This window comes from Thalassoglobus sp. JC818 (genome assembly GCF_040717535.1).
Lineage (GTDB): Bacteria > Planctomycetota > Planctomycetia > Planctomycetales > Planctomycetaceae > Thalassoglobus.
Window position 1 is genome coordinate 366,734 of sequence record NZ_JBFEFI010000005.1, and the last position, 24,829, is coordinate 391,562.

Sequence of the window (24,829 nt, forward strand, 5' to 3'; positions counted from 1 at the left end):
GAATTGCTCGGATTCACGGAGTTCCTGATGGAGAAGGAACCGCTTCACGGCGCAACGAAAGATTCCGATCCGGAATGATTTGAGTTTTCACGACGACAGTCGCAGTGGAATTGCAATCGAGTTAATCGATCAGCCACATTGCAAGAATTGTGAGGACGAAAAGGGAAATAATGAACAATTGACCTCAACACGATTCCTCTCCAAAGAGCGGAATCGCAATCCCTGAATGCACGTGCCAATGCATCAACTCAGTTCCGATTGACAAATCGGAACTTGTCGTTGTTTTAGATTAACGCTGGATGCCACGCAATTCGACCTCAAAAACCAGAGTTGCCCCAGGTGGGATCAAGTTCGTGACCCCCTGATTCCCATAACCCATCTCAGGCGGCACGATCAGACGCCGCTTGCCTCCGACTTTCATCCCGGAGAGCCCATGTTTCCAGCCCGGAATCACTTCATCCAATGCGACTGTGACTTCTTCGCCCAGTTTTCGCGTATCCGAAAACCGTCGACCGTCGCCGAGTTGCCCAACATAGTGGACCGAAACGACTGAATCTTCCGCAGGATCGACAGCATCGCCAGATCCATCCTCAAGCTCAACAAACCGCACTCCGGAGTCCGTAGGAACTGTCAGGTCCTTAATGCGGAGATTCCGAAAGTCCACGGGGGTGGAATGGCTTTGCAGTGCCAGATAACCGAGAGGAGGACGTTGAGACAGCCGCCAGATCTCCGGCGCTTTGCCGTTTTCGTCCAGTGGACCAGTTGCCAGATTGACTTGATTGACCGTCTCGCCATTGACGACGACCGTTAACGCATCGCCCACGCAGATGATTTCACAGGCGTTCCACTCTGTGATCGCATTCAACTGAGCGCGTTTTTGAGGAGCTGCCTGGTAGTAAACGCTCCCGGTGTACTGTGTCGGGCGAAGGTCCGCGTATTTCTCAGCGGAGTCATCGAGCAACTGAATTTCGAGCCCCGCGAATGATGGGTTTTCGCTTTCTGGAGTCCGCACACCGAATCCTGAATTGCCACCGGCCGCCAGACGGTATTCAAACTTCACATGGAAGTCGCTGTATTGTGATTCCGTTCTGAGCCAACCTCCTCCGAGACCTCGACAGGAAACCACGTTCCCCGATCGAGACCAGACTTCCGGTCGGCCATCCTGAACGGTCCAGCCTTCGAGATCTTCTCCGGGAAGCAAAGATTCAAACCCGGGTTCGCGGGCAGTGTTGGAGCTGTTGAGCGAAACAGTCGATGCCACGCCGGGCTTTGTATTTGTTGGCGGCGACAGCAGTGGTTTCAGCGAACCATTCGGCACTCGCAGTAATGTTGGAGCAGATTCAGGTTTCTCTCCGAGCTGATCAATGGGCGCAAGCGAAGGCGGAGAAACCGGGCGCAACCCCGATGAGTCCGTGTTTTCATCAGAATATGTCGGCTGAGCCGAATTCGGCTCATCACTCAGGACTGGTTTTCCCGTAGCAACTGACAATGCGAAACCTAAACAGATCACAGATTTCTTAATCACCACGGCGGTCAGTTCCTGGTTGCGAAAAGGCCTGAATTGAGTCGCGGAAGCGGATTCGATCAACGCATAAGCTTTCTGCGTGGGAATTGAATCAATCACCGCGTTAGGATGGAGGGGAACTGTATCAGCGATCGAAATTTCCCGCACGAGCAGTTAGTGCTGCGTACGGAGAGGAAACAAGTGTCGGCGAAGTTTGCCGAAGTCCGATTGTCTTGGATGTTCAAACTTGAATGGGTTTTGGCAACGTGATGTCCGAACGAACCGAAATTGAGGTCGAAAGGCCACTCGCGACAGAGTCTCCACTGCTTGCAGAGTTGGGGAAAACGCTCGAAAAACACCTGAATTCTCGGGAGACATTCGCTGTTGAAGCCGTCAACTCACTCATTGAAACCGCCGAGAAACTCGGAGCCAGCGATTTGCATCTCGTGCCGGAATCCAGGGATGGAATGCTCGTCAGCCGGTTTCGAATCAATGGAGTCTTGCAGCCCGGTCCTCGGGTCCCGCTTGCTGCGAATGTCATCTCTCGACTGAAGGTCATTTCCGGTCTCTTGACCTATCGAACCGATGTTCCGCAAGAGGGGCGGGTGAAATCGCGTGGCACGCAGCTTCAAAAAGATGTCAGCGAGATTCGAGTCAGCACATTTCCAACTCTGCATGGCGAAAAAGCAGTCGTCCGCTTTTTTATTGGGTCTGAAGAGTTTCGATTCGTCCGCGATCTTGGCCTTTCTGATGATGTCACCAGCGGAATTGAACAATCACTTGGAGAAACATCCGGCCTGTTTCTGATTTGTGGACCTGCAGGCTCTGGAAAAACAACAACGGCTTATGCTCTTCTCAGAGAGTTGCAGAACACCGCGTACGGAATCCGAAACATCTGCACGCTGGAAGACCCTGTCGAAGCAGAGATCGCGGGAATTTCACAGTCGCAGGTCAAAATCGATTCCGGATTGACGTACCAACTCGGCCTGCGTTCGCTCATGCGTCAGGATCCAGACGTCATCTTTGTCGGTGAAATCCGAGACCGTGAAACCGCCGAAATTGTGTTTCAGGCAGCTTTGACCGGCCACCTCGTCCTGTCAACGTTTCATGCAGCATCGGTCGCTGAAGCGATCAGCCGCCTGACGGACATGGACGTTGAGCCCTACGTTCTTCGCAGCGCACTCATGGGCGTTCTCGCTCAGCGCTTGCTCCGGCGAATCTGCCAATGTATGCAGAACCGTCAGGAAGCCTGTCCCGAGTGCAATGGATTGGGATATTCAGGACGATTTGCGATCGCGGAATTTCTGCGTCCTCAATCCGCTTCGATCAGCCGAGAAATCCTCGATCGCAGCGACGCTCGGGAAATTAATGCTGCTGCTTTGAAATCCGGGATGATTTCATTGGTCCAAAGAGCACTCTCTGCCGTTGAACAGGGCGAGACGACATTGTCCGAATGTGCACGCGTCTTGGGTCCGTGTGTCTTTTCAAACGACAATGCCCCCACAATTTCTCCCGACCCTTGACGAAACCCGTACACAGAAGTACATATAAATTCACAAGTTACGATTCCACCGCACGAAACTGTAACGCAGAGACGAGGATCTTCAGATGGGTTGGATCATTGGCCTGATTTTCGGGGCGATAGTCGTTCTGATCATAATGGCTATCCTGGCGCGCTATTTCGGCCTGTGGATTCAGTGCAAAATGACCGGAGCCAAAATCTCCCTGGCAAACCTGGTCATGATGTCAATCCGGAAGGTGAACCCCAGCGTCATCGTCCGCAGCAAGATTATGGCTGTCCAAGCGGGACTGACCGACCAATACGACATTTCCACGCGAGCACTGGAAGCCCACTACCTCGCCGGTGGTAACGTCCCGAACGTGATTCGCGCTCTCATCGCAGCTCATCGAGCTAATATCGATATGGACTGGCAAGTGGCCCAAGCGATCGACCTCGCTGGACGAGACGTCCTCGACGCAGTTCGGACGAGCGTTTATCCAAAGGTCATTAACTGCCCAGACCCTCGCAAGAACGCCGGAACACTGGATGCCGTCGCTGCTGACGGAATTCAGCTTAAAGCACGTGCCCGAGTGACCGTTCGAACGAACATCCAACAGCTGATCGGTGGAGCGACAGAAGAAACTGTCATCGCCCGCGTCGGTCAGGGAATTGTTCAGGCCATCGGTTCCACAGAATCGTACGCGAAAGTCCTTGAGAACCCGGACCGAATCTCGCAAACCGTGCTGAATCAAGGCCTCGAAGCACAAACAGCGTTCGAAATCGTTTCGATCGACATCGCGGACATTGATGTCGGCGACAATATTGGTGCTCGACTTCAGGCCGATCAGGCGGAAGCAGACATGCGAGTTGCCCAAGCTCGTGCAGAACAACGCCGTGCCGCAGCTGCTGCTCAAGAGCAGGAGATGGTCGCCAAGACTCAGGAAAACCGCGCGGAAGTGGTTCTCTCGGAAGCAGACGTGCCAGAAGCCATTGCTGCTGCATTCCGTCAAGGAAAATTGGGACTTCTCGATTACTACGAGCTCAAGAACGTTCAAGCCGATACATCGATGAGAGCGTCGATTGCCGGAATGGGAGACGAAGTCGCCCCACCAGCAGATCAGTAAGTGATAGAATTACCAGCAGACTTCGCTCGCTGGCCTTCAGAGACCCCGTTGACTACTGAGTCATTGTGAGGGGAACACATGAACGATATCGCAAACATCTCCCTTCTGGCCGACATCGAAAGTTTTTTCGGTGTCGTCTTCTTCCTCATCGCATTCGTCGGATGGGTCGTCAACCTCATTAATCAGGCCCAGGGAAAAGGGGGAGCCAATCCCCCCAACCGACGTGGTCAACGTCCGCAGGCGCAGCTCAAACGGAAAACTCAGAATCAGATCGACCAGTTTCTCAACCAAGCAAGAAACCAGCGGAATGACCGCAATCAGGGTGGAACTGATGACGTCGAGGTCGTTGCAGAGCCTGGCCAAGCAAAGCGACGTCCCCCGAAACGACGACGTTCTCGTCGCGAAATCTGGGAAGAGCAGACAAGACGGGAACAACAGAAGCCAGCACCTCAGCCATCCAAACCGATTGCTCAGCAACAACGCCCAGAGCAAAAGCCTCAACGCCGGCGTACTTCTCAATCAGAAGCTGCTTCACGACGCACAAAGAACGAATCAAAACAGGCTGCTCGACCGAAGGAAAATCTCCCTCACGCCGTCGATCAATCGGTGGCAGAACATCTGAGTGTCTTCACCGCAGCTCGAAGCGACTCGACCGGGGAAATGGGAATTGCTTCGACAACCCGCAACGCTCGCTCTCAGGGAAACCTGATCGGCAATCTCCTGCGAAACAAGGACGGCATCCGGAACGCGATTCTTCTCAATGAAATTCTCTCACCGCCAGCCGCGTTGAGAAATCAGAGAAGCCAGTAAGGCCGTCGGGCCAGAACACTCAATCGCGGGACGCGCCTCAGCTGTCTTAGACGCATGTCCTAGATTGCGCAGGTATGCAAGCTCCCTGAAGAAACCGTTATTCACGAGAGAACCTGAGGTCTTTCTCCCACCTTGATGGTCTCGCTGACCGCACCGAACAAAAGCTTCCCATCTTGCGCATACCTCCCGAAATCGCTCTAGCTTCGCTCAGTCGCGCGAACTGCAAAGTAGGTGACGCAACTTCTTTTCTATTGGTTACTCTGTCGGGCTGATTAGAGGACCTAACGTGCCTGTTCTCAGCTAGAACCTTCTCTGTCTACGCAATTATACGGATGACAGATCCATCGAGTGCAGCCTTCGTGTCAGGTAGCTATGCGCTCTTCGAAGAGGCGCAAATCCGTCAAGACTGTTGCGATCGGCAAATTCCGTAAAGTTCTCCTAACTTCTCACCCCATCCTGACCGATACCAAGGATACGGAGTGCTGATGCGCGACCGGTCGGTCGACATTCTCACTCATTCAAGAGAGCACTAAACGGAAAGCCGTAAGGCCGATTGGCTGTTGCATCCGAATTCCCATTGGGTTTCGGCTTCAACAGTCCTCGAAGAGCTTCACCCGCTCGAGATGCGATCAGGATCGACACTATGACTCGTTGGTTGACTGCCCAAGTTCTGCTCATTTCGGGACTGCTTCCGATGGTGGGCTATGCTCAAGACCAATGGATGCCTCCGCAGGCCTACGGAGTCAGCCACGGCGAAGCCATGCCTCCGGGTCACTATCCGATGGGCTCACCTCCCCCGGAATACTGGGATGGAGGAGAAGCTTGTCCACCATCTTCACCACTTTACGCTGATCTCTTTCCTAAGGAACGATGCGACTTCTATCGCGGTGATTCCGATTCTCGACTGCTCATCGAATCGACTCTCCGCAACACCTGGATTCGCTACGACTACCTCAACTGGGGAATTGGCGGTGACAACACTCGCCTGGGTGCCCCCGTCCTTCCCGACCCGATCAATGGACCGTTCGACCTCTCCGGAAGAGATCGTGACCATCGACTCAATGCTCAAGACCGAGTCACAGGACTGCGACCATTCACAACCGTGATCGTTCCTAAAATCGGAGACACCGAACACAGCGGACTCAACGGATCTCGACTCACCGTGGGAGTTCCCATGTCCATCGGTGAACTGGAAGCCAACATCTGGATCCTGGAAGAAGCAGAAGAAGTCGAACGCGTTGTGCCATTCAACGACATGATCGTCCCTGGCCTCAACGACTTTCAAATCGGTGCAATCACATTGCTCGAAGCAGGTCAGTTGAGCAACTCAACGATGATTCTTTTCAGTGAAAGCTACCGAGCCTCGCTGGCCACTCGAGTTTGGGGAACCGAATTCAACATGGTCTGTAACCCTCTCACTCCGAACGTGGGAATTGAAGTCCGACCGATCCTTGGTATTCAGTACATCAACCTCAGCGAAGATCTGCTCATCGCCGGACAAGATGTTCCAGACCCCGGAACGATTCTCAACCACCGAATTGATTCGCACACACAGAACCACGTCTTCGGACCACAGGTCGGTGTTCGTTTCGTCTCGCAGATCAAACGACTTACTCTGGCGACCGATGCCAAATTCCTCTTCGGTGTGAACCGAATCGAAAACGAACTCGGAACTCGACAACTCTTCGCAGCTGACGAGACACCTCGCAACCTCGACGACGCCCGTACTCGATTCGCTCCGACGTTCGACTTCTCGGTCTCAGCGAAATGTCAGGCGACCAAGAACCTGTCGATGTTCATCGCTTACGAGCTTCTCGTCGGTGGCGGATACGCACGAGCGTATGACAGCCTCTACTACAACTCAGCAGCCGGATCGAGCGATCCTCCAGCGATCACGATCGACGACTCAGTTGACAACTTCTACGCTCACGGACTCGTCCTGGGTGTCGAACTCGCGTTTCAATAACAGCCCGCACTCGCAATTCCCGCCTCAGCCGTCAATGATACAGCGACGACAACAGTTTCGTTTTCAGAGCAATCATGACGACCTGAGGCACGATGGAAATTCGACGCTTTGCTGAAGAAGTTCTGCTGAGTTCCGACCTTCAGACAAAATTACAACCTGTCACAGAACCGATGACTGATCTGGCTCCTGGCCAGTCGCTGCGAGTCGCTGAGCCAACTCGACCTGAGAATCTCAAGTTTGCGCCGCGTCGAGCTGCTCCCAAAATGCCCGCTCCGGGAGCACTTGAAGATCCGACGAAACGGGCTGTCACGCATCACATTCTGGCGAACCATGAACTTCAGGCTCTCGAAGTCATGGCATGGACACTGCTTGCCTTTCCGGATGCCCCGGCAGATTTCCGAACCGGAATCGTCGAGATCATGAAAGACGAGCAACGTCACACCCGCATGCACTCCGAACGGGCAGCCAAGCTGGGAATCAGTTTCGGAGACCTTCCAGTCAACTGCTATATCTGGAAGAAAGCCATGCAATTCGAGTCAATCTGTGACTATCTCGCGGGGCTTCCACTCGTTTTCGAAGGACGAAATCTCGACCATACACTCGAGTTGGAAAAAGCATTTCTCGCAGTCGATGATCAACGGAGCGCCACGATCATGCGAAAGATCCACGACGACGAAATTGAGCACGTCGCCTTCGGTCTCAATTGGCTCCGCAAGCTGAAACCCGATCACCTCACGGACTGGGAAGCCTTCGAGCAACATCTCCACTGGCCGCTACGACCATCCAAAGCCAAAGGTGACGATTTTCAACGACAGGCGCGACTTGATTCCGGTATGACCGAAGAATTTGTCAAACGACTTGAGCAGGCAACCGATTGAGTCTCTCTGACTTGCTGCCTACACTTCAAACGTCAACTCGAAAGAACCTTCATCGGCCCTTCAAGACAGCAGCGAACGAACATGTCATCACTTCAGGATCGAGAAATTCTCGTCGGCATCAGTGGCGGCATCGCTGCATATAAAGTCGCAGACCTTGTCAGCCAGTCCGTTCAGGCTGGAGCCCGAGTGACAGTGGTCATGACTGAATCGTCGCTGAAGTTTATCGGCAAAACGACATTCGAAGCACTGACAGGTCGACCGGTCTACACAGAGTTATTTTCCCCGCAGGAACACTTTATCGGTGAGCACATCGGCCTGGCTCGACGTGCCGAGCTATTCTTGATCGCACCCGCAACTGCCAACACCATCGCAAGCATCGCACACGGATTCGCGGACGATCTTCTCACAACACTGTCACTGGCCGTGACGTGTCCAATCTACGTCGCTCCAGCGATGAACAACGAAATGTGGTCCAAGCCTGCAGTGCAGAGAAACGTCCAGCAGCTTGAGGACGACGGCATTCGAATCATCGGGCCTGATGCAGGCTGGCTCAGTTGCCAGTCAGTCGGTCCCGGAAGAATGGCGGCTCCTTCCACAATTCGAGAGGAACTCGAAGCCGCCTTCTCACAGGATTCTTAACGCGTCACGCTACCGGGAATTCGACAGCTGACTCGCTTTACAGATCGAGAAGAATGTCCATCTGATTCGCGGTGTCTTCGAGCGAATTATCGCGTCCTTCTCGAGTTGCCCAGCCGGTGTAGTTGATCTCGGCCAGTGCCTCTCGAACGGCCGGCCAGTCCACATCCCCTTCTCCGAGTCGGCAGAATCCGTTCTCGACGCCCCAGTCTTTCACATCGAGTTTTCCAATTCGTGGGCCGAGCATACGAATCCAGTCTTCTGGCTTTCCGAACTTCCTCACATTCCCGATATCGAAGTAAACACCGACCCACTCGCTGTCAATTTCGTCGATGTAATCGCGGAACTGTTCCGGAGTTTCACAGAATCCATTCCAGACATTCTCGACTAGAATCTTGATCTTCTCTCGCTTAGCGACGGGAATCACCTTCCGCACTTCGACAATTGACCGCTTCCAAACGTCATCGTGAGTTTCGTTTTCGCCGGACACTCTTCCCGGAACCAAAAGGACGGTCGTCCCACCAATCGCTTTGGAATCCAGAACAGCCTGCTCTAAAGCTGCTCGTCCAATTTCCCTGACAGCTGGATCCGGATCCGAAAGTCGCTGCTTCCAATGGACCATGTCGACAACACCATGCACCGGCATTCCAGACTTCTTCATGGCCCGATTCAAAGCATCGAGATCAGGAATCCCAGGGCTGGCCCCTTCCAGCCCGTCGAAGCCGAGGCTTTGGTAATACTCGAGCTTCGCGATCATCTCATTTTCGTTGGCCCCAATCCCGCCTCCTTTGTCTGCTTTGAAGATTTTCCCCTGATTCGATCGAGGGCGTTTGTCTTCAGCTGCTTGAGCGAGTGGATTGCCACCGAGCATGGTCGCTCCGACACCAATCGCTGCAGTTTTCACAAAGTCACGGCGAGTCTGTTCCATCACACATTCCTCTTAAGATCGAAACTCAGGACAAGCGAGCTTCACTCATCATCATGGATCGTGAACCGAACATCAATCGTTCTCGGACTTCGGAAAAAAAACAATCGGCGATCACATCTGCGTTCTGGTTCGCGCATTGAAAAACCAATCCGAATCAATCAGACGAACCCTCAAAAGTCGCAGCCCAAGAGCCTCGCTGAAAAACAAAAAAGCCCGCTTCCTCAAGAGAGAAAGCGGGCGACTTTCGTCGTAAGTTTGCTCGGGCGTTCCAGCTTCGAATCAATCAAATCATCAGTTCAACTGGGAGGAAGGACGGATCAAGTCGACAGGAATGCCTTTGCTTTCCGTTAGATTGCCACGGACTCTGAGGTGCAACCACTCACGGCATTACAGCATTCACCGGTACTGCAAACGCCACCGACGCAGCAGTCCGAATTGCAAACCCCGTCGCTACAACAATTCACGCAGCCATCGCAACTCAGACAGCAGTCTGAAGCCTGCGATGTGCATACGCAGTTATCGCAGTCGTCACAATGTGCTGCGCTGCAAGCCGCAGCATCGAGACAACAGCACGTCGAGCCTGAAGCAACGTCCATCTTCGCTTGTGAAACGGGAAGATTGACCATCATCATGAGGGCGACTGAAGTCGCACCAAGACTGAGAACCTTAAACATATTCTTCACTCCAAAAATACGGTTGTGAGAGACTGCAAACGCAGCCGAAGAAGATGTTTCTCATCACACAGAGTCGCTGTGCGTGCGAAACATTCGCGGTCGAAAAGAACTAAGCGACCACAACCGATTTTGGAGGCGGAGAATCCGGCTCCTCAGTTCGACCAGCAAAGACTTCAGCCAAAAGCGTGACTGAGCCGGTCATTGCAGACAAAGACGTCAACTCATTTGAAAGAATCGCGGACAGAGTCACTGTCGGCACACAACACGGGCAGCTGTTTTCCTGACACGGGCACTCATCTGATTCGTCCGAACTCGCATGTTTCTGATCATCTGAATGAGTCGGAACACAGCAAACTCGCGACGAAGCTTCGAAGCCCGCATGCGAACAGCACGAAGAAGCCGTCGCTCCCACGCCTATCTGACCGCCTGAACAGCACGAATCGCCGCTACAACAAGTTGATGCAATTGCTTCCAACTGATCACGCACTCCCCCCGCTCCTGCTGTCGCCAGCGGCTGCAGGATGAGAGCAAAGCTCAAGATCATTTGAAGGTAAGATCGCATTGGACTCTTCATGGATTGATTCGGAGCAATGATAGGCCGCCACCTTTAAAGTAACAATCCCTAGATTTCGAAACTGACGGACCAACACCGCCTCTGGTGCATCTTTTCCGCTAGGGTTCTGTGTTTCCCGGGAGCCAGTGCAGAATTCTTCCAACATCAAGTTCAGACGATCGCAGAGAAGAGCGGAAACCCTTTGACTGAGCAGTCAATTCGGACAAGGTTCAAAAACTGTCGAAGCCTAAACAGTGAAAGCGCTTGCAGATTCAAACTTCCTTCGCAATAATCCGCCTCCCTGTTGGTGAAGGCAAAGATGGCGCCCCCATTTTTCTGCCTTTCCAGCACAAACCATTGATGATTGTGCTCTCCTAAACTGAGCAGTCATCGATAGTTAGAGGGTAAGATGGAGGATGCAACTAAGCGGCATCCGACTGAATACCAATTTCCGGCGGTGTAGCTCAGTTGGTTAGAGCAGCGGAATCATAATCCGCGTGTCGGGGGTTCGAGTCCCTCCACCGCTACTTTGTGTTCATAGTGTACGAATGAACACTTTTGCAGACATGTTCACCATTTGACGGGACGCGGATTAGAAATCCGCTGCCCGGTTTTCGTTGGTCCGACGGAATCGCTGTTCTGGGAACGGTTGCCGGGAACCCGCAAGGGCCGGGACGTTGTAATTGACGTAGGCCAAGCACGAACAGTGCGGCGGTTCCTTCAGTGCAACGGATGAAGGACTCATTCGACGCTTGCTCTGTTTTGAGCCTTGTATTCGTTCAGTAGTGTTTTGCTTTCCGTGTGGCTGTAGCCTGAAGGACCGCGCGACGTGCGAGCGCGAGAACGGTTTCTTCGGCCAAGCTTTCGTTCGTCGCCGCACGGTTCTTCTGAGATTGCATCCGTGCTAGGGCTTCTCTTTCCTTACGTTGCTTTCACATTAGATCGTTCTTCCGAAATGTTTCGGGAGGAAATCGACCGATCAAAGTGAGCGTTTCGCTTTTCCGAAACACCTTAAAAATTTTCTCGGTTGTGGTGCCGAGTCTTCCGAATCGATTCGAAACGTTTTCGAACAACGCTACGAACCAGTCGCGGGTGTAAGCGCGAACACTCTGAAGGAATATCGAACCGCGATTTCACATTGGGAGAGTATCGTCGGAACGATACCCGTTTCCGATGTCGACGACGAAACAAAATTGACGTTTCGCAAGGAACTGGTCGCCAATAGCACTTTTCGGAAAACGACGGCAAACAAGTACTTGAGACATTTGCGGAGACTGTTTGGAATCGCACGTCGAGCTGGGGTGATTCCGTCCGTTCCAGCGTTGTCCGACCTGACCGATTCGTGGGGGTTTTCGAAAGCCGAGACGAAGCCAAAGCGCGAACTCTTGACGGTCGACGAGGTCATGAAATTGTGGCGGGGCTGCGCTTCCGCGACTTTTCCGAAGTGCGGAGGTTGAATGCCCCCGACGCCTTTGCTGTGGCGAGTCGTGCTGGTACTACAATGGAACTACGGGCAACGGACCGAAGATTGCCTGCGTCTCCGTTGGGAGAACGTCTTGTGGTCCGACAAGCGGATCCGCTTCAGAGCATCGAAAACTAGGAAGTTACAAGGGTTGCCGGTGACGGACAACGTCGAAGCTCATCTGAGGTCGATCTAGCGCAAGCATTCCGACCGGGTCTTTGTTGGCTTCGATCGGCGAGGCGGCTGGTCGAAAAAACGCGACGCATGGGAGCGGGGTTATTATACAACGTGGCGCGGCGAGATTTGCGAAGCGGCTGGGTTGCCCGATGTGGAGCTGAAGAACTTTCGGCAACGAGTCGTGACGGATTACAACGCTGCGTTCGATTCGATCAAGTTGGGATCGTGGATTGCCGGCCATTCAGTGCCGGGCGTTTCAGCGCAGAACTACGAACGACCGACGAACGCGATTCGGGAAGCAATCAATGCCGCTACTGTTCCAGCCTGTTTTTCCGAAATTGGCTGAATGGATTCGTGGCGGCTGGTTGGTCCAAACTGACGACATTCACAGATCTGCTTTCCCAACACTCTGTGATGTTGACTTTCGTCTGTCCGGATGTTGAACCAGAACCGGACCGACTATTCTTACTCAACCCGTCGCTGCGTGGCGTCGGCGGCTGCCTGTGTCGGGCGGCCGAAATCATCAAGGCAGGTCAGCCCTCCTGCCTTGATCGCTGCCCTGTCGAGCAACGCGAATACCCCTGCTTCGAACGGCCCGTCGAAGCAGGGTTGCTCCAGGGCAGCTTCTTTTTTGAGTCTTCACTGAGTTGCCGACTTCCCTGCTGAGGCGTTTCCAAGATCCATCGGGAGGATGTTGAGTCATGAGCCCCGAGGATCGCAGGTCACATCTGGAACAAAGTGGTTTCGCGATCGCGATGTAACCATTTCGGTCGCTGCATGCCCTCCGCTGGTACGGTCTGCAGCTGCTTCCTGATGAGACGCGTGGCAATCAGTCGATGGCTGCAATGGCGGGGCGTCAGTTCTCGATCGATCTGGAGTCGAGCCGGTGGAACTTCTGGGGAACAGTCGGCGAGCAGAAGTTTGACGACGGATCGTGGTGGGATGGCCCACCTGCGGAAACTCCCGAGCCAGCTTCGAATGAACAACACAGGGCATCGTCTCAGAAGAGATCGCTGGTGCGCGATTCCAAAGAACACTGTGTCCCTCGCACGAAATAAGAACCGCACAAGAGAAGCGTCTCACCCCTCTCAGTTCGATTGTCGGAAGAGCAAGCGATTCAACTCAGTGCCCGTTCGGAGAATCAAAGTTCGACCGGAATTCTACATTGGATGGTTCCACTCCTACTCGATGGTTCCCATGGTATTGGCGGATGTCCGACCCGCGAAAAAGGACAGCTTCGAAACTGTTACATCCTGTGTGAAGTCGAAGAGCGGTACGCGTGGCCCGGAGAGATGGCTCCACCGACTGACCCGTTCTAACTCAGACACATCGTCGGTGAAATTTAAGCCGTCCTGGCCGAGTGAGATCTCACCGAGCTGGAGAAAGCGGTCATGGCGGAGCTGCGAAATCGATGACAGACTTTTCGATATTCCGACCATAGCATTTTTTGCAGAGATTCCTTGTCCCCAGAACCTGCCCAATTTCGCATTAGTAGACTGAACGGAAGGCAAATTCGGTCATCAAGTTTTGGGTCGCATTTGAGGTTGCTGTTGGTCTTCGCTCAAACCCAGTGAAAGGTGATCAGCAATTGAACTTTCTGCGGATCAAGTATGATTTCTAGCGTTTTACTCGAAACGTGAAGTGTCAATGTCGGAAGTGACGCAAATCCTGGAGCAAATTCAGCAAGGTCATGTCGCAGCTGCGGCCGACTTGCTGCCTCTCGTGTATGCGGAGCTGAGACAGTTGGCCGGCTACAGGTTAGAAAAAGAAAAAGCAGGCCAAACTCTGCAGCCAACAGCGCTCGTACATGAGGCATATATTCGACTGGTTGGGGATGCCGACGTGAAGTGGGACGGGCGGTCTCATTTCTTCGCGGCCGCGGCCGAGGCGATGCGGAGAATCCTCGTTGAGAATGCCCGGCGACGGCAGAGCCTCAAACGTGGAGGCGCGGTGAACCAGCGAGCAATCTTCGAAGGTGATGCCATCATCGATGTCGGGGATATTGATGAGCTACTCGATCTCGACGCGGCACTCACTAAGCTCGCCACGGATGAACCTGAGTTGGCCAAGCTCGTTGAGCTCAGATATTTCGCAGGTCTCGGTGTCGATGAAACGGCCGAGGCACTCGGAATTTCGGCTCGCACCGTCAAACGAAACTGGGCTTTCGCCAGAGCCTGGTTGGGGCGTGAATTGAATCAGGAATCGCAATAACACACAGAGATATTCGTCTGCTAGGGGAGAAAACAGGTCTTTGATGAGTTCCCAGTCTCCATCAGAAAAATCCGTCTTTCTGGATGCTCTCGACATTGAATCGACGAGTGAACGAGCGGCGTTCGTGGAATCTTCGTGTCGTGGCAACCCGGAGTTGCACGCGGCAGTGACAGCGCTGTTGCGAGAACACGACCGGGAAGCCAACCCGCTGGACACACCGATCGTGTCTAAAGGACTCGGAAAATCGTTTCACGAACCGGGCACCGCAATCGGTCACTACAAACTGATGGAGCAGATCGGCGAAGGTGGGTTCGGACTGGTGTTCGTCGCAGATCAGCAGGAACCAGTTCGTCGTCGCGTCGCACTCAAGATCATTAAACCAGGGATGGAATCGCGGGAAGTACTCACCCGGTTTGAAGCCGAACGTCAAGCGATTGCATTGATGGATCACCCCAACATTGCCCGCGTTTTCGATGCCGGAGTGACAGAAACCGCTCAGCCTTATTTTGTCATGGAACTGGTTCGTGGAGTTCCGTTAACGGAATTCTGCGACAACCATCAGTTGAATGTTTCTGAGCGGCTCAACCTCTTCGTGACCATCTGCAATGCCGTGCAGCATGCCCATCAGAAAGGGATCATTCATCGCGATCTCAAGCCGTCGAACATCTTAGTGACCATTCAAGATGGTCAGCCACTGGCGAAAGTCATTGATTTCGGGGTTGCTAAGGCGATCGGACAAAGTCTCACCGTGAGGACGCTCTATACACGTTTTGCGTCGATGGTTGGCACTCCGGCGTATATGAGTCCGGAGCAGGCAGAGATGAGCGCGAATGACGTCGATACTCGCAGCGACATTTACTCGCTGGGGGTCTTGCTTTATGAGATTCTGACGGGTTCAACACCGTTCGCACCGGATCGTCTGCAGACAGCTGGATTCGATGAATTACGCCGCATTATACGGGAAGAGGACCCACCTCGCCCCAGTACGAGACTGAGCACTCTCAACAACGAGATTGCGACGACAGTCGCGGTCAATCGTCGGCTCGATCCGACCGGTCTCGCCTCATCAATGAAGCGCGACCTCGACTGGATCGTTATGAAAGCGCTGGATAAGGATCGCAACCGCCGATATGCAACTGCCGGGGCGATGGCTGAAGACGTTTCGCGGTTTCTCGTTGACCAACCGGTCGAGGCTCGACCTCCGTCGGCGTGGTATCGATTCTCAAAATTTGCCCGTCGGAACAAGGTCGTCATCTCGACGGTATCACTGGTGACCGCCGCGCTAATTCTCGGAACGGGCGTCAGCTTGTGGCAGGCACGAGTAGCGATCGAGGAGCGTGATCAGAAGGAGACTGCGCTGCGAGAGGCACGTGCCGCAGAAGAAGCCGCAAACAAGGCCCGGCTCGAAGTGGAAGGATTTAACGATCGGTTAAACACGATGACAGTTCTACTCGCAGCCGGACGTGCACACTCCGATGCACAGCGATGGTTTGACTCTTACAGGTCTTACACTGAAGCCACAGAGGTGCTGCCGAAATACTTTCTTGATTGGCTCGAGCGCGGGCAATTGAATGCGAAACTTGGACGCTGGGATGCAGCGGCAGCAGACTTTGCAATGTCGGTCAAGTTGGGGTGTCCAGTCGATCAGGCAGAACTTTCAGGCGTCCCGCAATTGTTGTACTACACGGATGAATCGACTGCTTACGCGCAACTTTGTGAACAGCTTCAAGGTTCGCGCGAAGAAGATCTCGCCTCAGTGGCAGCTCGAGGACTCCTGGTTGGAGAGATATCCGAGTTGACAGCTGCAGAGCTTGCAGCTCAAGTCGAACGACTTCTTGAGACAACGGAATCCGCCGAGGAGAAATCTGTTCATTCACATGCGAATCTGAAGCACAAGTACGCAAAAATGTATTACGGGATGAACCTTTACGTGGCGGGCTGGGCTCATCTAAAAGCCGGGCACCACGTCCAAGCGCTGCAGCGTCTTGAAGCATCAAATGATGCGACATGGTTCGGGAGAGGAATCGCTCACCCACTGATCGCGATTGCTCATCATCGGATGGGAAATGCAGACGATGCGTTGCGATCTTTTGAACAGTCGCAAGCACTCTTGGATCAACTACTCGATGAAAGTGTGCGGAATGAATCCGGCTCACCGTCGATTCCCTGGGTGGACTGGATTGAGTTCCTGCTTAATCACCGGGAGGCCAGTATCGTGGTGAAGGGACATACACCTGCCATTGACCCCAGACTGAAACAACTCGATCGGTTCGCCGAGGAACTGATTGCAGATTGAGTCGAAGTCTTATCAATTTTTGAGGGAATTCTTGGCCCCGCTTACGCCTCAATTTCGCATTACTCTTTCGGAGGCAAATCAGACGGCATTTGCCAATCTCAAGCGTTGACACATTGATTTGAGGAAAATCATGATGATTCTGAAGCGAAGCGTCGTCGTTTCAGCGTTCGCGCTACTCTCTCTGCATGTCGCTAATGCTCACGCGGACGACTGGTCGCAGTTTCTCGGATCACAACGGAATTCGACCTCCACGGAAACCGGAATCTTGCGTTCTTGGCCCGATTCGGGACCTGAGGTGCTTTGGACGGTCGATGTGGAGAAGGGGTACGGTGGGCCTGTTGTCAAAGATGGTCGAGTGTATTTGCTCGACCGAGACGATGAGGTTGGAGACATTCTGCGTTGCTTTGAGTTCTCTAACGGCGAAGAACTGTGGTCATACGCTTACAATGCTGCAGGATCGGTTATGTTCCCTGGCTCGCGAAGCGTCCCGACCGTAGACGGAAGATTTGTCTATACCTGCGGACACAACGGCGACCTCCACTGCATTGATACGACAACGCATCAACCCGTCTGGAAAGCCAACGTCTGGACGGACTTTGGAGGCAAGCCTCCGAGCACCGGCGGGGGATTTCGTCCCGGACCGTCCGAACCGGGTAGCTTTCCCATCTGGGCGATCACTCAGAATCCGTTGGTCTATCGTGATCTGCTGATCGTTGCTTCTCAGGCACCGCAAGCTGGTGTCGTCGCTTACGACAAAATGACTGGAGACGTCAAATGGAAGACTCCATCGCTGGGACATGTTGGCTACGTCAGTCCGAGCATCGTCGAAGTGGACGGAAACGATCATCTGGTCATGGTGACCCCTTCGACCAATCCGTTCCAGAGGAGCAGCCCTGACGAAAACAACCGAGGAACATTTGTCGGGTTCAATCCGCTTACGGGAGAACAACTTTGGGAATACGACAACTGGAATTGTCACATTTCGGTGGCTCCTGCGATCGATGCGGGTGAGAATCGCGTCCTCGTCGTCGGCGGATATGAGCTGGGAGCGACTATGGTGAGAATTGAGGAACAAAACGGTCAATATGCAGTGAAAGAACTGTTTACGACCGAAGAGTTTGGCGATCAAACGAAGCCGCCGATCCTGCACGACGGTCACCTCTACGCTCAATACGGCACGAACAACCGTCGAGATGGTTTGGTCTGCATGAGCGTAGATGGGGAGATTAAATGGAAGACTCGGCGATCACCGAGTTTTAACAAAGGCAGCATGATACTGGTCGACGGATTGATTCTGGCGACAGATGGCGAAAAGTCTCTGTACCTGATTGAACCCGATCCATCCGAATTCAAGCCGCTAGCTTCTACAGAGTTGCTTGGTGAAGGTGGAGACAACAATGGAATTGCCGGACGAATCGGCGGCAGTACTCAAAACTGGGCTCCGCTTGCTCTGTCCGACGGGAAACTGCTGATTCGTGACCATCGTCAGATGAAGTGTGTGAGGGTTGCGAAATGATGTTGAAGACAACAGTCGTCGCCTTTCAAATTCTGTTCTTTGTTTTTTCATGGGCAGTTCCAGCTGAAGAACCTGTTGGCGGGAGTGAAAATTCTAAGCCCGCAACGACTGCTGAACTGCAAAAGAACTGGCCAAGTTTTCGCGGTTTTGGTTCAATGGGCCGCGCGACTGACGCCACTCCTCCTTTGACATGGAGTGTCAAAGACAGCGTGAACATCCACTGGCAAACTCCGATCGCCAAACATGGCATGAGTTCGCCGGTTGTTTGGGACGATCGACTGTTTTTAACGGGAGCAGATGCAGATTCACGCGACATTTACTGCTTCAATATAGAAGACGGAGAGTTGCTGTGGGAGCATCAGGTTTCACACTTGCCGGACTCACCAATCGATGGAAGCCTGCCACGTGTGTTGGGTGAGACGGGATTTGCCGCTCCCACAGTCGCAACGAACGGTCAGTTGGTCGCAGCAGTTTTTGCGACCGGAGAACTCGTCTGTCTGAAACTGACAGGAGAGCGTGTGTGGGCCTTGCATCTGGGAGCACCCCACAACCACTACGGTCACGCCTCTTCATTGACCTGCAACAATGAACTTCTGTTTGTGCAGTATGACCAGCGAGAACACGGGGAACTGCTTGCATTGAAGATGGAGACAGGCGAACCGGTCTGGCGTGTGTCGCGCGATCAGATGGCATGGTCTTCACCGATCCTCTTCGACAACAACGGAAGAGCAGAACTCATCCTCACGGACAGCAAATGGCTAAGCAGCTACAATCCAAAGAACGGAGAGCAACTCTGGCAAGTAGAATGCTTCCGCGGTGAAGTGGCTTCGTCAGCTGCCGGATCGGGCGAACTGGTTTTTGCATCCAATGAAGGTGCGGCTGCTGCAGCATTCGATGTCTCAAATCACGCCGAAGGCCCACAGCAGGTTTGGGCATGGGAAGGTGACTTACCAGACGCGGCAAGCCCTGTCGCCGCAAGCGAGTACCTGATTGTTCCTACCGCTTTCGGGGTCGTGACCTGCCTCGATGGAACAACTGGAAGAGTACATTGGGAACACGAGTTCGGTCAGGGATTCAACAGTTCACCCGTCGTGGTCGAAGATCGAGTCTACATCAGCGATCTGTCAGGCAAAACACAGGTCTTTAAATTGAGCGAAACATTTGAGCTACTTGGCGAATCGGACATTGGAGAACCTATTTACGCGACTCCCGCATTTGTAGGCGACCGTGTCTACATCCGTGGTCTAAGTCACATCTTCTGTGTTCGAGCAGATCAGTGAAAACATCTTTCGCCTGATTTTCTAACAATTCTGTGGCCCCGGAAAAGACCCGATTTCGCATTATTCTTTTGGGTTTTCTCGCTGCTCATTGCTGTGGTTGCGAGCGCCACGCTCATCTCCCAACCTTCGAGGCGGCCCCAACCTGCAAGTACGAAGACTTGTATGGCCGGTTGTTCAATCAACTCACGGAAACCAAGACATGAGATACTTTCTGACTTTTGCAATTGCGAGTTTCGCTGCAATCGCCTCCGCTGAAGACTGGCCGCAATGGCAGGGACCAGATCGCAACGCCACCTCAACAGAAACGGGACTGTTGCAAGAGTGGCCTGATAGTGGGCCACCCCTGGCTTGGCGAATCGATGGTCTCGGCGGTGGTGACAGCGCACCAGCTGTGGCTGGCGGTCGGCTTTTCGGCATGAGCAACCGAGATGGAAAAGAAATCGTCTGGGCTCTGTCCGAAGAAGACGGCAAGGAAATCTGGGTAACTCCATTGGGAGATGCAGTTCAACAGGGCCCTCCTCAGTCGAGCGAAGGTCCCGCGTGTACTCCCACGATCGAAGGGGACCGAATGTACGTCATTGGGATGGGAGGCACAGTTGCCTGCCTGAGTGTTGACGATGGTGAGGTCATCTGGAAGCGTAATTTCACAGAAGACTTCGGCGGTACTCTGCCCATGTGGAGCTATCGCGAATCTCCGTTGATCGATGACGACAAGGTGATCTGCACTCCGGGGAGTTCTGATGCCTTGTTGGTTGCACTCAACAAATTGACTGGTGAGACGGTTTGGACAACAAAGACAGCCACGGCCAATTCACAATCATCGGGGGAAGGATCTCGTCCTGAATTGAATGCCAATGGGGAAGAGCAGATAAGGCCATCCAGACCCGGTCAGCGAGAAATGGCCGATCGCCCTCGCGGAGCAAACGGTGGAGCACCTCAAGTGACTGGGACAAATGACTCTGCGTTGTTTCTCAGTGAGCATTGGGGAATGACGGCATTCGCCCACAAAGTTCCTAACGGCAAGTACGTGGTGAAGTTGTATTTCGCCGAGACGTATTCTGGCATAACTGGTGCCGGAGGACGCGTCTTTAGTATGGATGTCGAGGGGACCGAACTGAATGATTTCGACATCTGGCAGAAAGCGGGGGGCCCTAACAAAGCGTATGTCGAAGCGGTGCCTGTGGAAGTGAAAGACGGAGAATTTAACATCACATTCACGAGGCAGACTGAGAGCCCGGCAATCAAAGCGATCAAAATCATTCCGCAGCGAGACGATGCGAATGACTCCGACACGATTCGGATCAAAGCCGGTCAGACCACGCCCTTCACCGATTCCGAAGGGAACGTATGGTTGGCCGAAACTGGATTTACGGGAGGCTCGACCAGTCCAGGATTCTTCAACTTTGGTGGAGGTGGTTTTGGTAGAAGTACTCGTGGTTCGGGCCGTGGAAGTGAAGGGCGTTCTGGAGCAGCCTATGCGTCAGTGATTCCGATCGATTTCGAGGGTGATCGGCAATACGTCCAACTGACTGCCAGTTCTCTCGTCGGAGTGTCGGCAGACGACGGAGAGATTCTGTGGCAATACAGTGCCCCTGCAAATTCAATGGGAATTAATTGCTCAACTCCCATCTACCAGGACGGAGTGGTCTTTGCCGCATCGGCCTATGGCAACGGCGGAGGTGCAGCAAAGTTGGTGAAGAGTACGGATGGAAAGATTGAGGCCGAGGAAGTCTATTTCTCCCGCAATATGCAGAACCACCATGGAGGAATGATCGTCGTTGACGGGGCGCTCTACGGGGCGAACGGCGGAAACGGAGGTGGCTTCATGGTCTGCATGGATTTCCAGACGGGCGACATCTTGTGGCGTGAGCGCGATGCTCCAAAAGGATCATTGTTGTTAGCTGACAATCGGCTTTACCTACGTGCTGAAGAGGGAGAGGTCATCCTGATTGAGCCCTCACGAAAAGAACTCATTGTGCGCGGACGCTTCCAGCAACCTGACCGCAGTTCGTCACCTGCGTGGGCTCACCCAGTCATCGCGAATGGAAAGCTCTACATTCGCGATCAAGGCCTACTGCTTTGCTACGATGTTAAAGAGATGAATTAAGTGATTGCTTGAGAACTCATCATCTGAGCCCGCGAGTAATTCGCCGAAACAACGCAACTGAAGCGTTCAATCACAAAGCGATGCTGACCTACCAACGCTAGGACCCCGGGAGCCTTCCCGGGGTTTTCGTGATCTTGATTTTCAGGAAGCGTGGGAAGCGATCATTTCGTGGTGCCATTTCCACAGATCGATCTCTGGTAAGTGGCGGGCATGATCTTCATCAGCGGCTTCGACCAGAACGTCGTGGGAAAGTGTGGCGACAAGAAATGTGGTCATTGGAATCTTCTCTGTCGGGTTCATTGCGTCGGTAACACATCTACCTCGACAAGTGGAGCGACAGTAGGTGCACATAACCTCTGCTGTTGGAGAAGAGTTCAACAGACGACGGCTCCTGGTGTCTACCGTTTTCCCTCAGGATGCAAGCCAGTACGCTTAGGCCAAGATCAGGAATTCATGCTGATGTGAGGCAGAGATGATTCGTTGAATTGTTCTAAAGTGCCGTGAAATCCGGTAAATGACGGTCACAATCGGCATTTGCGTCATGCTCACATTTACCTCGATTTGAATCGCACCGCATCGCCGACATTCTTCGAGACCTGGCCAATTCCCTTGAAAAGGCGATTGAGTCGGGTCATCGTTCTCGGATGATCGATGCAGGCAATCTGATCGAAACATTCCAGGCCGTGGCCGATCGCCTCGACGAAGGAGCGTGAATTGAACTGCTCCTGCAGAACAAGTTAAGCGTGTTGAGAAGATGAACCTATCTGAAGCAAGAGCAAAATACCCGGACTCGGAAGTGTTTCGATTTGGCGACAGCAAGAAACTATGCGACGAACTGACCTCGCTTGTTGTCAGTGGAAAAAAAGTAGCGACATGCGAAGCGTTGCGGGTTTACGCTTCAGGCAATGAAGATTTGCCTCGTGTCGGCAGAGTCGATATCGCTTTGACGTGGGAAGGCAATCCTGCCGTAGCCATTCGAACTGTGGAAATAGAGGTCATGAAGTTCAATGAAGTGGGCGAAGAATTTGCCCTGGCTGAGGGCGAGAATGACGATCTAGAAGGATGGCGTAAAGACCACAGAGAATACTTCGAACGAAATGGAGGCTACGACCCTGAGATGAAGCTCGTCTGTGAACGATTCGAGGTGATCGAAGTATTTCGATAGAGAATTCTCCTGGGTATTCGTACACAACTCCCGTGCAGTCGGACCTCGAAAAACGGTTGTTTCTAATTCCAGCCCTCCACGACTCTGCAATTCGCGATGGGACCCTCCACCGAATTATTCGGATAACCCTTATTGGATATTCAAGCTTCGTCTTGCCATGACAGTCGTTTGAAGAGTCATCGGCTGTCTTCGGCTCCGTCGTCAGCCTGACATCTTGAAAAGACGACGTCTTTCGGGATAGGAAACCTTGGTAAGCTAAGAGAGTCAAACCTACCGCTGGAACCGGCATGAAACGTGACAAGTTCTCGTCGAATGTCATCGTCAACAATTCCATTGGTGAGTCGATCGCCTTCCATATCGAAGACATCGTAGTGATAGTGTCTCAGCGGACCTTGAAACCCGTGGTGACTCCACTGAAGAGCGTCACCGTTGAGTGAGATTTCGAAGTCTCCATAGGCAGGGTTCGTGTATTGTCCGACGTAATCAATGAGTGGATGAGTTGGATTTGTATTTTGGATTTGAGTCGGTCGTCGCTGCTGACGAGCTTCTTCGTAACTTTCATTGCTGCTCTGTTCTAGTTGGTAGTACATTTCAAATTCATCGACTGGCTTCCGACCTAGCAGCCGACTGCGAATGTTTGATTCCATCAATTCTGCAGTTGGACGATAGGCCAAGTTTGTGAGCACAACGTACGCGCACTTCCGTTTGGGGCAAAAACCGGCAACTGCGGTGAATCCGGGAAAGCTCCCAGTATGGCGTGCCCACTTTTCACCTCGAATCAGGAACAGTTGCCATCCGATGCCCTGGAAACCAGTTGTTGCCTTAAAGCTGTCGAACTCCGGCATGACCACCTCGGGAGTCAACAAATCTTTCATGGCAGATTTGGTGACTATCTGCTTGCCCTCGAGGTTGCCTTGCCCCACACAGAATTTGAGAAACTGAGTCATCTCTTCCACGTTAGAGTTGATTCCTCCAACGGGAGCAACGACTTCGCTCGGAAAAAATGGACGTCGAACCGCTGTTCCGTCTTGCAGATCATACGGTTTCGCGTGATCAGCGTCTTCTTGGGTCTCCTTCACGGAGCAGTTCGTACGATCCATCTTCAGCGGATTGAACAACCGACGATTGACGAAGTCCTCCCACGACTCTCCACTCAATTCTTCGATCAATCTACCGATAATCAAATATCCGCTATTGGAGTATTGGTAAGTTGTTCGTGCCGAAGCGGTCGGTTCAAGATATCGCAGGGTCCGATACGCAAAGTCTGGGGTAATATTGGCTTCAGGCCAACCGTTGACACCGTACCAACGCAGCCCAGCCATTGAGAGACCAGTGCGATGTGCTAAACAGTCACGAATCGTCAGCTGAGCTGCTGCATTCTCGTCATACAATCGAAACGTTTGCAGATGGTCACGCACACGATCATCCCACTCAAGCTTTCTGTCGTCTAGGAGAATCGCAGCCGCTGTAGCTGTGAATGGCTTAGTGATTGATGCGATTGGAAAGAGGGTTTTGGAGGTCACTGGAAGACGTTGTTCGAGGTCTCGGAACCCATAACCCTTCGACAGGAGAATCCGGTCGTTGTCGATCACTGCGATTGCGACACCCGGAACTTTCCACTCCGTCAAGACTCGTTCTACAAACTCATCAAAGTCTCCAAAGTCGGCAGGAGATTTTGGATTCAATTGACCAGCGACTTGAGGAGATCGACCCTCGTTTGAAATCTGTTGTGCAAAACAGCTAGTTCCACCAATCACGAGAGCGAAAACGGCGATTTGAATGTGCTGCAAAACAGACAAAGAGGTCCAAGTGTTCTGGATATTCATCATTGTGCTACCACGACAGGGAGGTTTTCAGATTTGACTGAAATACGATCGAATTCTCACATTCGTTGGCTGTTTGTACGTCTTTGTCGCAACGAATCGACATGCATGATGCTCTCGAAGTAAATCCTGCGCAAGGTAACTACAGCGAATGTTACCGAACATCGACCAACCAGCTCCGAACCGCCGCGCCGCTGGGAGTTCTCCGTCGACGGCAT

Annotated in this window: 21 protein-coding genes and 1 tRNA gene; 17 read left to right on the forward strand and 5 right to left on the reverse strand. The window is 53.0% G+C overall.

The window, feature by feature from the left end; translation table 11 throughout:
* Positions 1-289: 289 nt before the first annotated feature.
* Positions 290-1,525 carry a family 16 glycoside hydrolase gene (locus AB1L42_RS15495; protein ID WP_367057555.1) on the reverse strand — a complete coding sequence of 412 codons (1,236 nt, stop codon included), beginning with the start codon at positions 1,523-1,525 and terminating at the stop codon, positions 290-292.
* Between the two features lie 248 nt (positions 1,526-1,773).
* Here AB1L42_RS15495 and AB1L42_RS15500 point away from each other — a divergent pair, with 248 nt between their 5' ends.
* The 6 genes from AB1L42_RS15500 (at position 1,774) to AB1L42_RS15525 (ending at position 8,422) form a co-directional block, all read left to right on the forward strand.
* On the forward strand, positions 1,774-3,027 hold the full coding sequence (locus tag AB1L42_RS15500) for a GspE/PulE family protein (RefSeq protein ID WP_367057558.1): 1,254 nt from the start codon (positions 1,774-1,776) through the stop codon (positions 3,025-3,027).
* A 136-nt stretch (positions 3,028-3,163) separates the two neighbouring features.
* A complete protein-coding gene (floA, locus tag AB1L42_RS15505) occupies positions 3,164-4,129 on the forward strand; it encodes a flotillin-like protein FloA (RefSeq protein ID WP_367057563.1) in 966 nt (321 codons plus the stop codon).
* Positions 4,130-4,207: 78 nt separating this feature from the next.
* Positions 4,208-4,939, forward strand: coding sequence for a hypothetical protein (locus AB1L42_RS15510; RefSeq protein WP_367057566.1), 732 nt, complete (start codon positions 4,208-4,210; stop codon positions 4,937-4,939).
* Between the two features lie 643 nt (positions 4,940-5,582).
* Positions 5,583-6,905: a BBP7 family outer membrane beta-barrel protein gene (locus AB1L42_RS15515; RefSeq protein ID WP_367057569.1), complete on the forward strand. Its 1,323-nt coding sequence runs from the start codon at positions 5,583-5,585 to the stop codon at positions 6,903-6,905.
* A gap of 92 nt (positions 6,906-6,997) precedes the next feature.
* Positions 6,998-7,783 carry a ferritin-like domain-containing protein gene (locus tag AB1L42_RS15520; protein ID WP_367057572.1) on the forward strand — a complete coding sequence of 262 codons (786 nt, stop codon included), beginning with the start codon at positions 6,998-7,000 and terminating at the stop codon, positions 7,781-7,783.
* An 81-nt stretch (positions 7,784-7,864) separates the two neighbouring features.
* Positions 7,865-8,422 carry a flavoprotein gene (locus AB1L42_RS15525; protein ID WP_367057575.1) on the forward strand — a complete coding sequence of 186 codons (558 nt, stop codon included), beginning with the start codon at positions 7,865-7,867 and terminating at the stop codon, positions 8,420-8,422.
* 37 nt (positions 8,423-8,459) lie between these two features.
* Here the strand turns inward: AB1L42_RS15525 and AB1L42_RS15530 are convergent, their stop codons facing one another.
* Positions 8,460-9,347 (reverse strand): sugar phosphate isomerase/epimerase family protein, encoded by an 888-nt coding sequence (locus AB1L42_RS15530; protein WP_367057578.1) that lies wholly within the window; start codon positions 9,345-9,347, stop codon positions 8,460-8,462.
* A 1,680-nt stretch (positions 9,348-11,027) separates the two neighbouring features.
* Between AB1L42_RS15530 and AB1L42_RS15535 the strand changes: the two genes are divergently transcribed.
* Positions 11,028-11,101 (forward strand) — tRNA-Met (locus AB1L42_RS15535).
* Between the two features lie 65 nt (positions 11,102-11,166).
* Here the strand turns inward: AB1L42_RS15535 and AB1L42_RS15540 are convergent.
* Positions 11,167-11,319, reverse strand: a complete 153-nt coding sequence (locus tag AB1L42_RS15540; RefSeq protein ID WP_367057581.1) for a hypothetical protein — start codon at positions 11,317-11,319, stop codon at positions 11,167-11,169.
* Positions 11,320-11,626: 307 nt separating this feature from the next.
* Here AB1L42_RS15540 and AB1L42_RS15545 point away from each other — a divergent pair, with 307 nt between their 5' ends.
* The 9 genes from AB1L42_RS15545 (at position 11,627) to AB1L42_RS15585 (ending at position 21,623) form a co-directional block, all read left to right on the forward strand.
* Complete coding sequence (locus tag AB1L42_RS15545; RefSeq protein WP_367057919.1) at positions 11,627-12,031, forward strand: phage integrase SAM-like domain-containing protein; 405 nt, start codon at positions 11,627-11,629, stop codon at positions 12,029-12,031.
* 269 nt (positions 12,032-12,300) lie between these two features.
* The gene (locus AB1L42_RS15550; protein WP_367057584.1) at positions 12,301-12,879 is read left to right on the forward strand and encodes a hypothetical protein; all 579 of its coding nucleotides are present in this window, start codon (positions 12,301-12,303) and stop codon (positions 12,877-12,879) included.
* A 170-nt stretch (positions 12,880-13,049) separates the two neighbouring features.
* On the forward strand, positions 13,050-13,271 hold the full coding sequence (locus tag AB1L42_RS15555; protein WP_367057587.1) for a hypothetical protein: 222 nt from the start codon (positions 13,050-13,052) through the stop codon (positions 13,269-13,271).
* Positions 13,272-13,382: 111 nt separating this feature from the next.
* Positions 13,383-13,532, forward strand: a complete 150-nt coding sequence (locus tag AB1L42_RS15560; RefSeq protein WP_367057590.1) for a hypothetical protein — start codon at positions 13,383-13,385, stop codon at positions 13,530-13,532.
* A 328-nt stretch (positions 13,533-13,860) separates the two neighbouring features.
* On the forward strand, positions 13,861-14,424 hold the full coding sequence (locus AB1L42_RS15565) for an ECF-type sigma factor (RefSeq protein ID WP_367057593.1): 564 nt from the start codon (positions 13,861-13,863) through the stop codon (positions 14,422-14,424).
* 43 nt (positions 14,425-14,467) lie between these two features.
* Positions 14,468-16,720, forward strand: coding sequence for a serine/threonine-protein kinase (locus tag AB1L42_RS15570; RefSeq protein WP_367057596.1), 2,253 nt, complete (start codon positions 14,468-14,470; stop codon positions 16,718-16,720).
* Between the two features lie 130 nt (positions 16,721-16,850).
* Complete coding sequence (locus AB1L42_RS15575) at positions 16,851-18,236, forward strand: PQQ-binding-like beta-propeller repeat protein (protein WP_367057599.1); 1,386 nt, start codon at positions 16,851-16,853, stop codon at positions 18,234-18,236.
* On the forward strand, positions 18,233-19,516 hold the full coding sequence (locus AB1L42_RS15580) for a PQQ-binding-like beta-propeller repeat protein (protein WP_367057602.1): 1,284 nt from the start codon (positions 18,233-18,235) through the stop codon (positions 19,514-19,516). The genes AB1L42_RS15575 and AB1L42_RS15580 overlap by 4 nt, the downstream gene beginning before the upstream one ends.
* 199 nt (positions 19,517-19,715) lie before the next feature.
* Complete coding sequence (locus tag AB1L42_RS15585) at positions 19,716-21,623, forward strand: PQQ-binding-like beta-propeller repeat protein (protein WP_367057605.1); 1,908 nt, start codon at positions 19,716-19,718, stop codon at positions 21,621-21,623.
* A 141-nt stretch (positions 21,624-21,764) separates the two neighbouring features.
* On the opposite strand, the gene AB1L42_RS15590 is transcribed toward AB1L42_RS15585, so the two are convergent.
* Positions 21,765-21,899: a hypothetical protein gene (locus tag AB1L42_RS15590; RefSeq protein ID WP_367057608.1), complete on the reverse strand. Its 135-nt coding sequence runs from the start codon at positions 21,897-21,899 to the stop codon at positions 21,765-21,767.
* 478 nt (positions 21,900-22,377) lie between these two features.
* On the opposite strand from AB1L42_RS15590, the gene AB1L42_RS15595 reads away from it, so the two are divergent.
* Positions 22,378-22,788 carry an ASCH domain-containing protein gene (locus AB1L42_RS15595; RefSeq protein WP_367057611.1) on the forward strand — a complete coding sequence of 137 codons (411 nt, stop codon included), beginning with the start codon at positions 22,378-22,380 and terminating at the stop codon, positions 22,786-22,788.
* Positions 22,789-22,964: 176 nt separating this feature from the next.
* Here the strand turns inward: AB1L42_RS15595 and AB1L42_RS15600 are convergent, their stop codons facing one another.
* On the reverse strand, positions 22,965-24,617 hold the full coding sequence (locus AB1L42_RS15600; protein ID WP_367057614.1) for a serine hydrolase: 1,653 nt from the start codon (positions 24,615-24,617) through the stop codon (positions 22,965-22,967).
* Between the last annotated feature and the right edge of the window lie 212 nt (positions 24,618-24,829).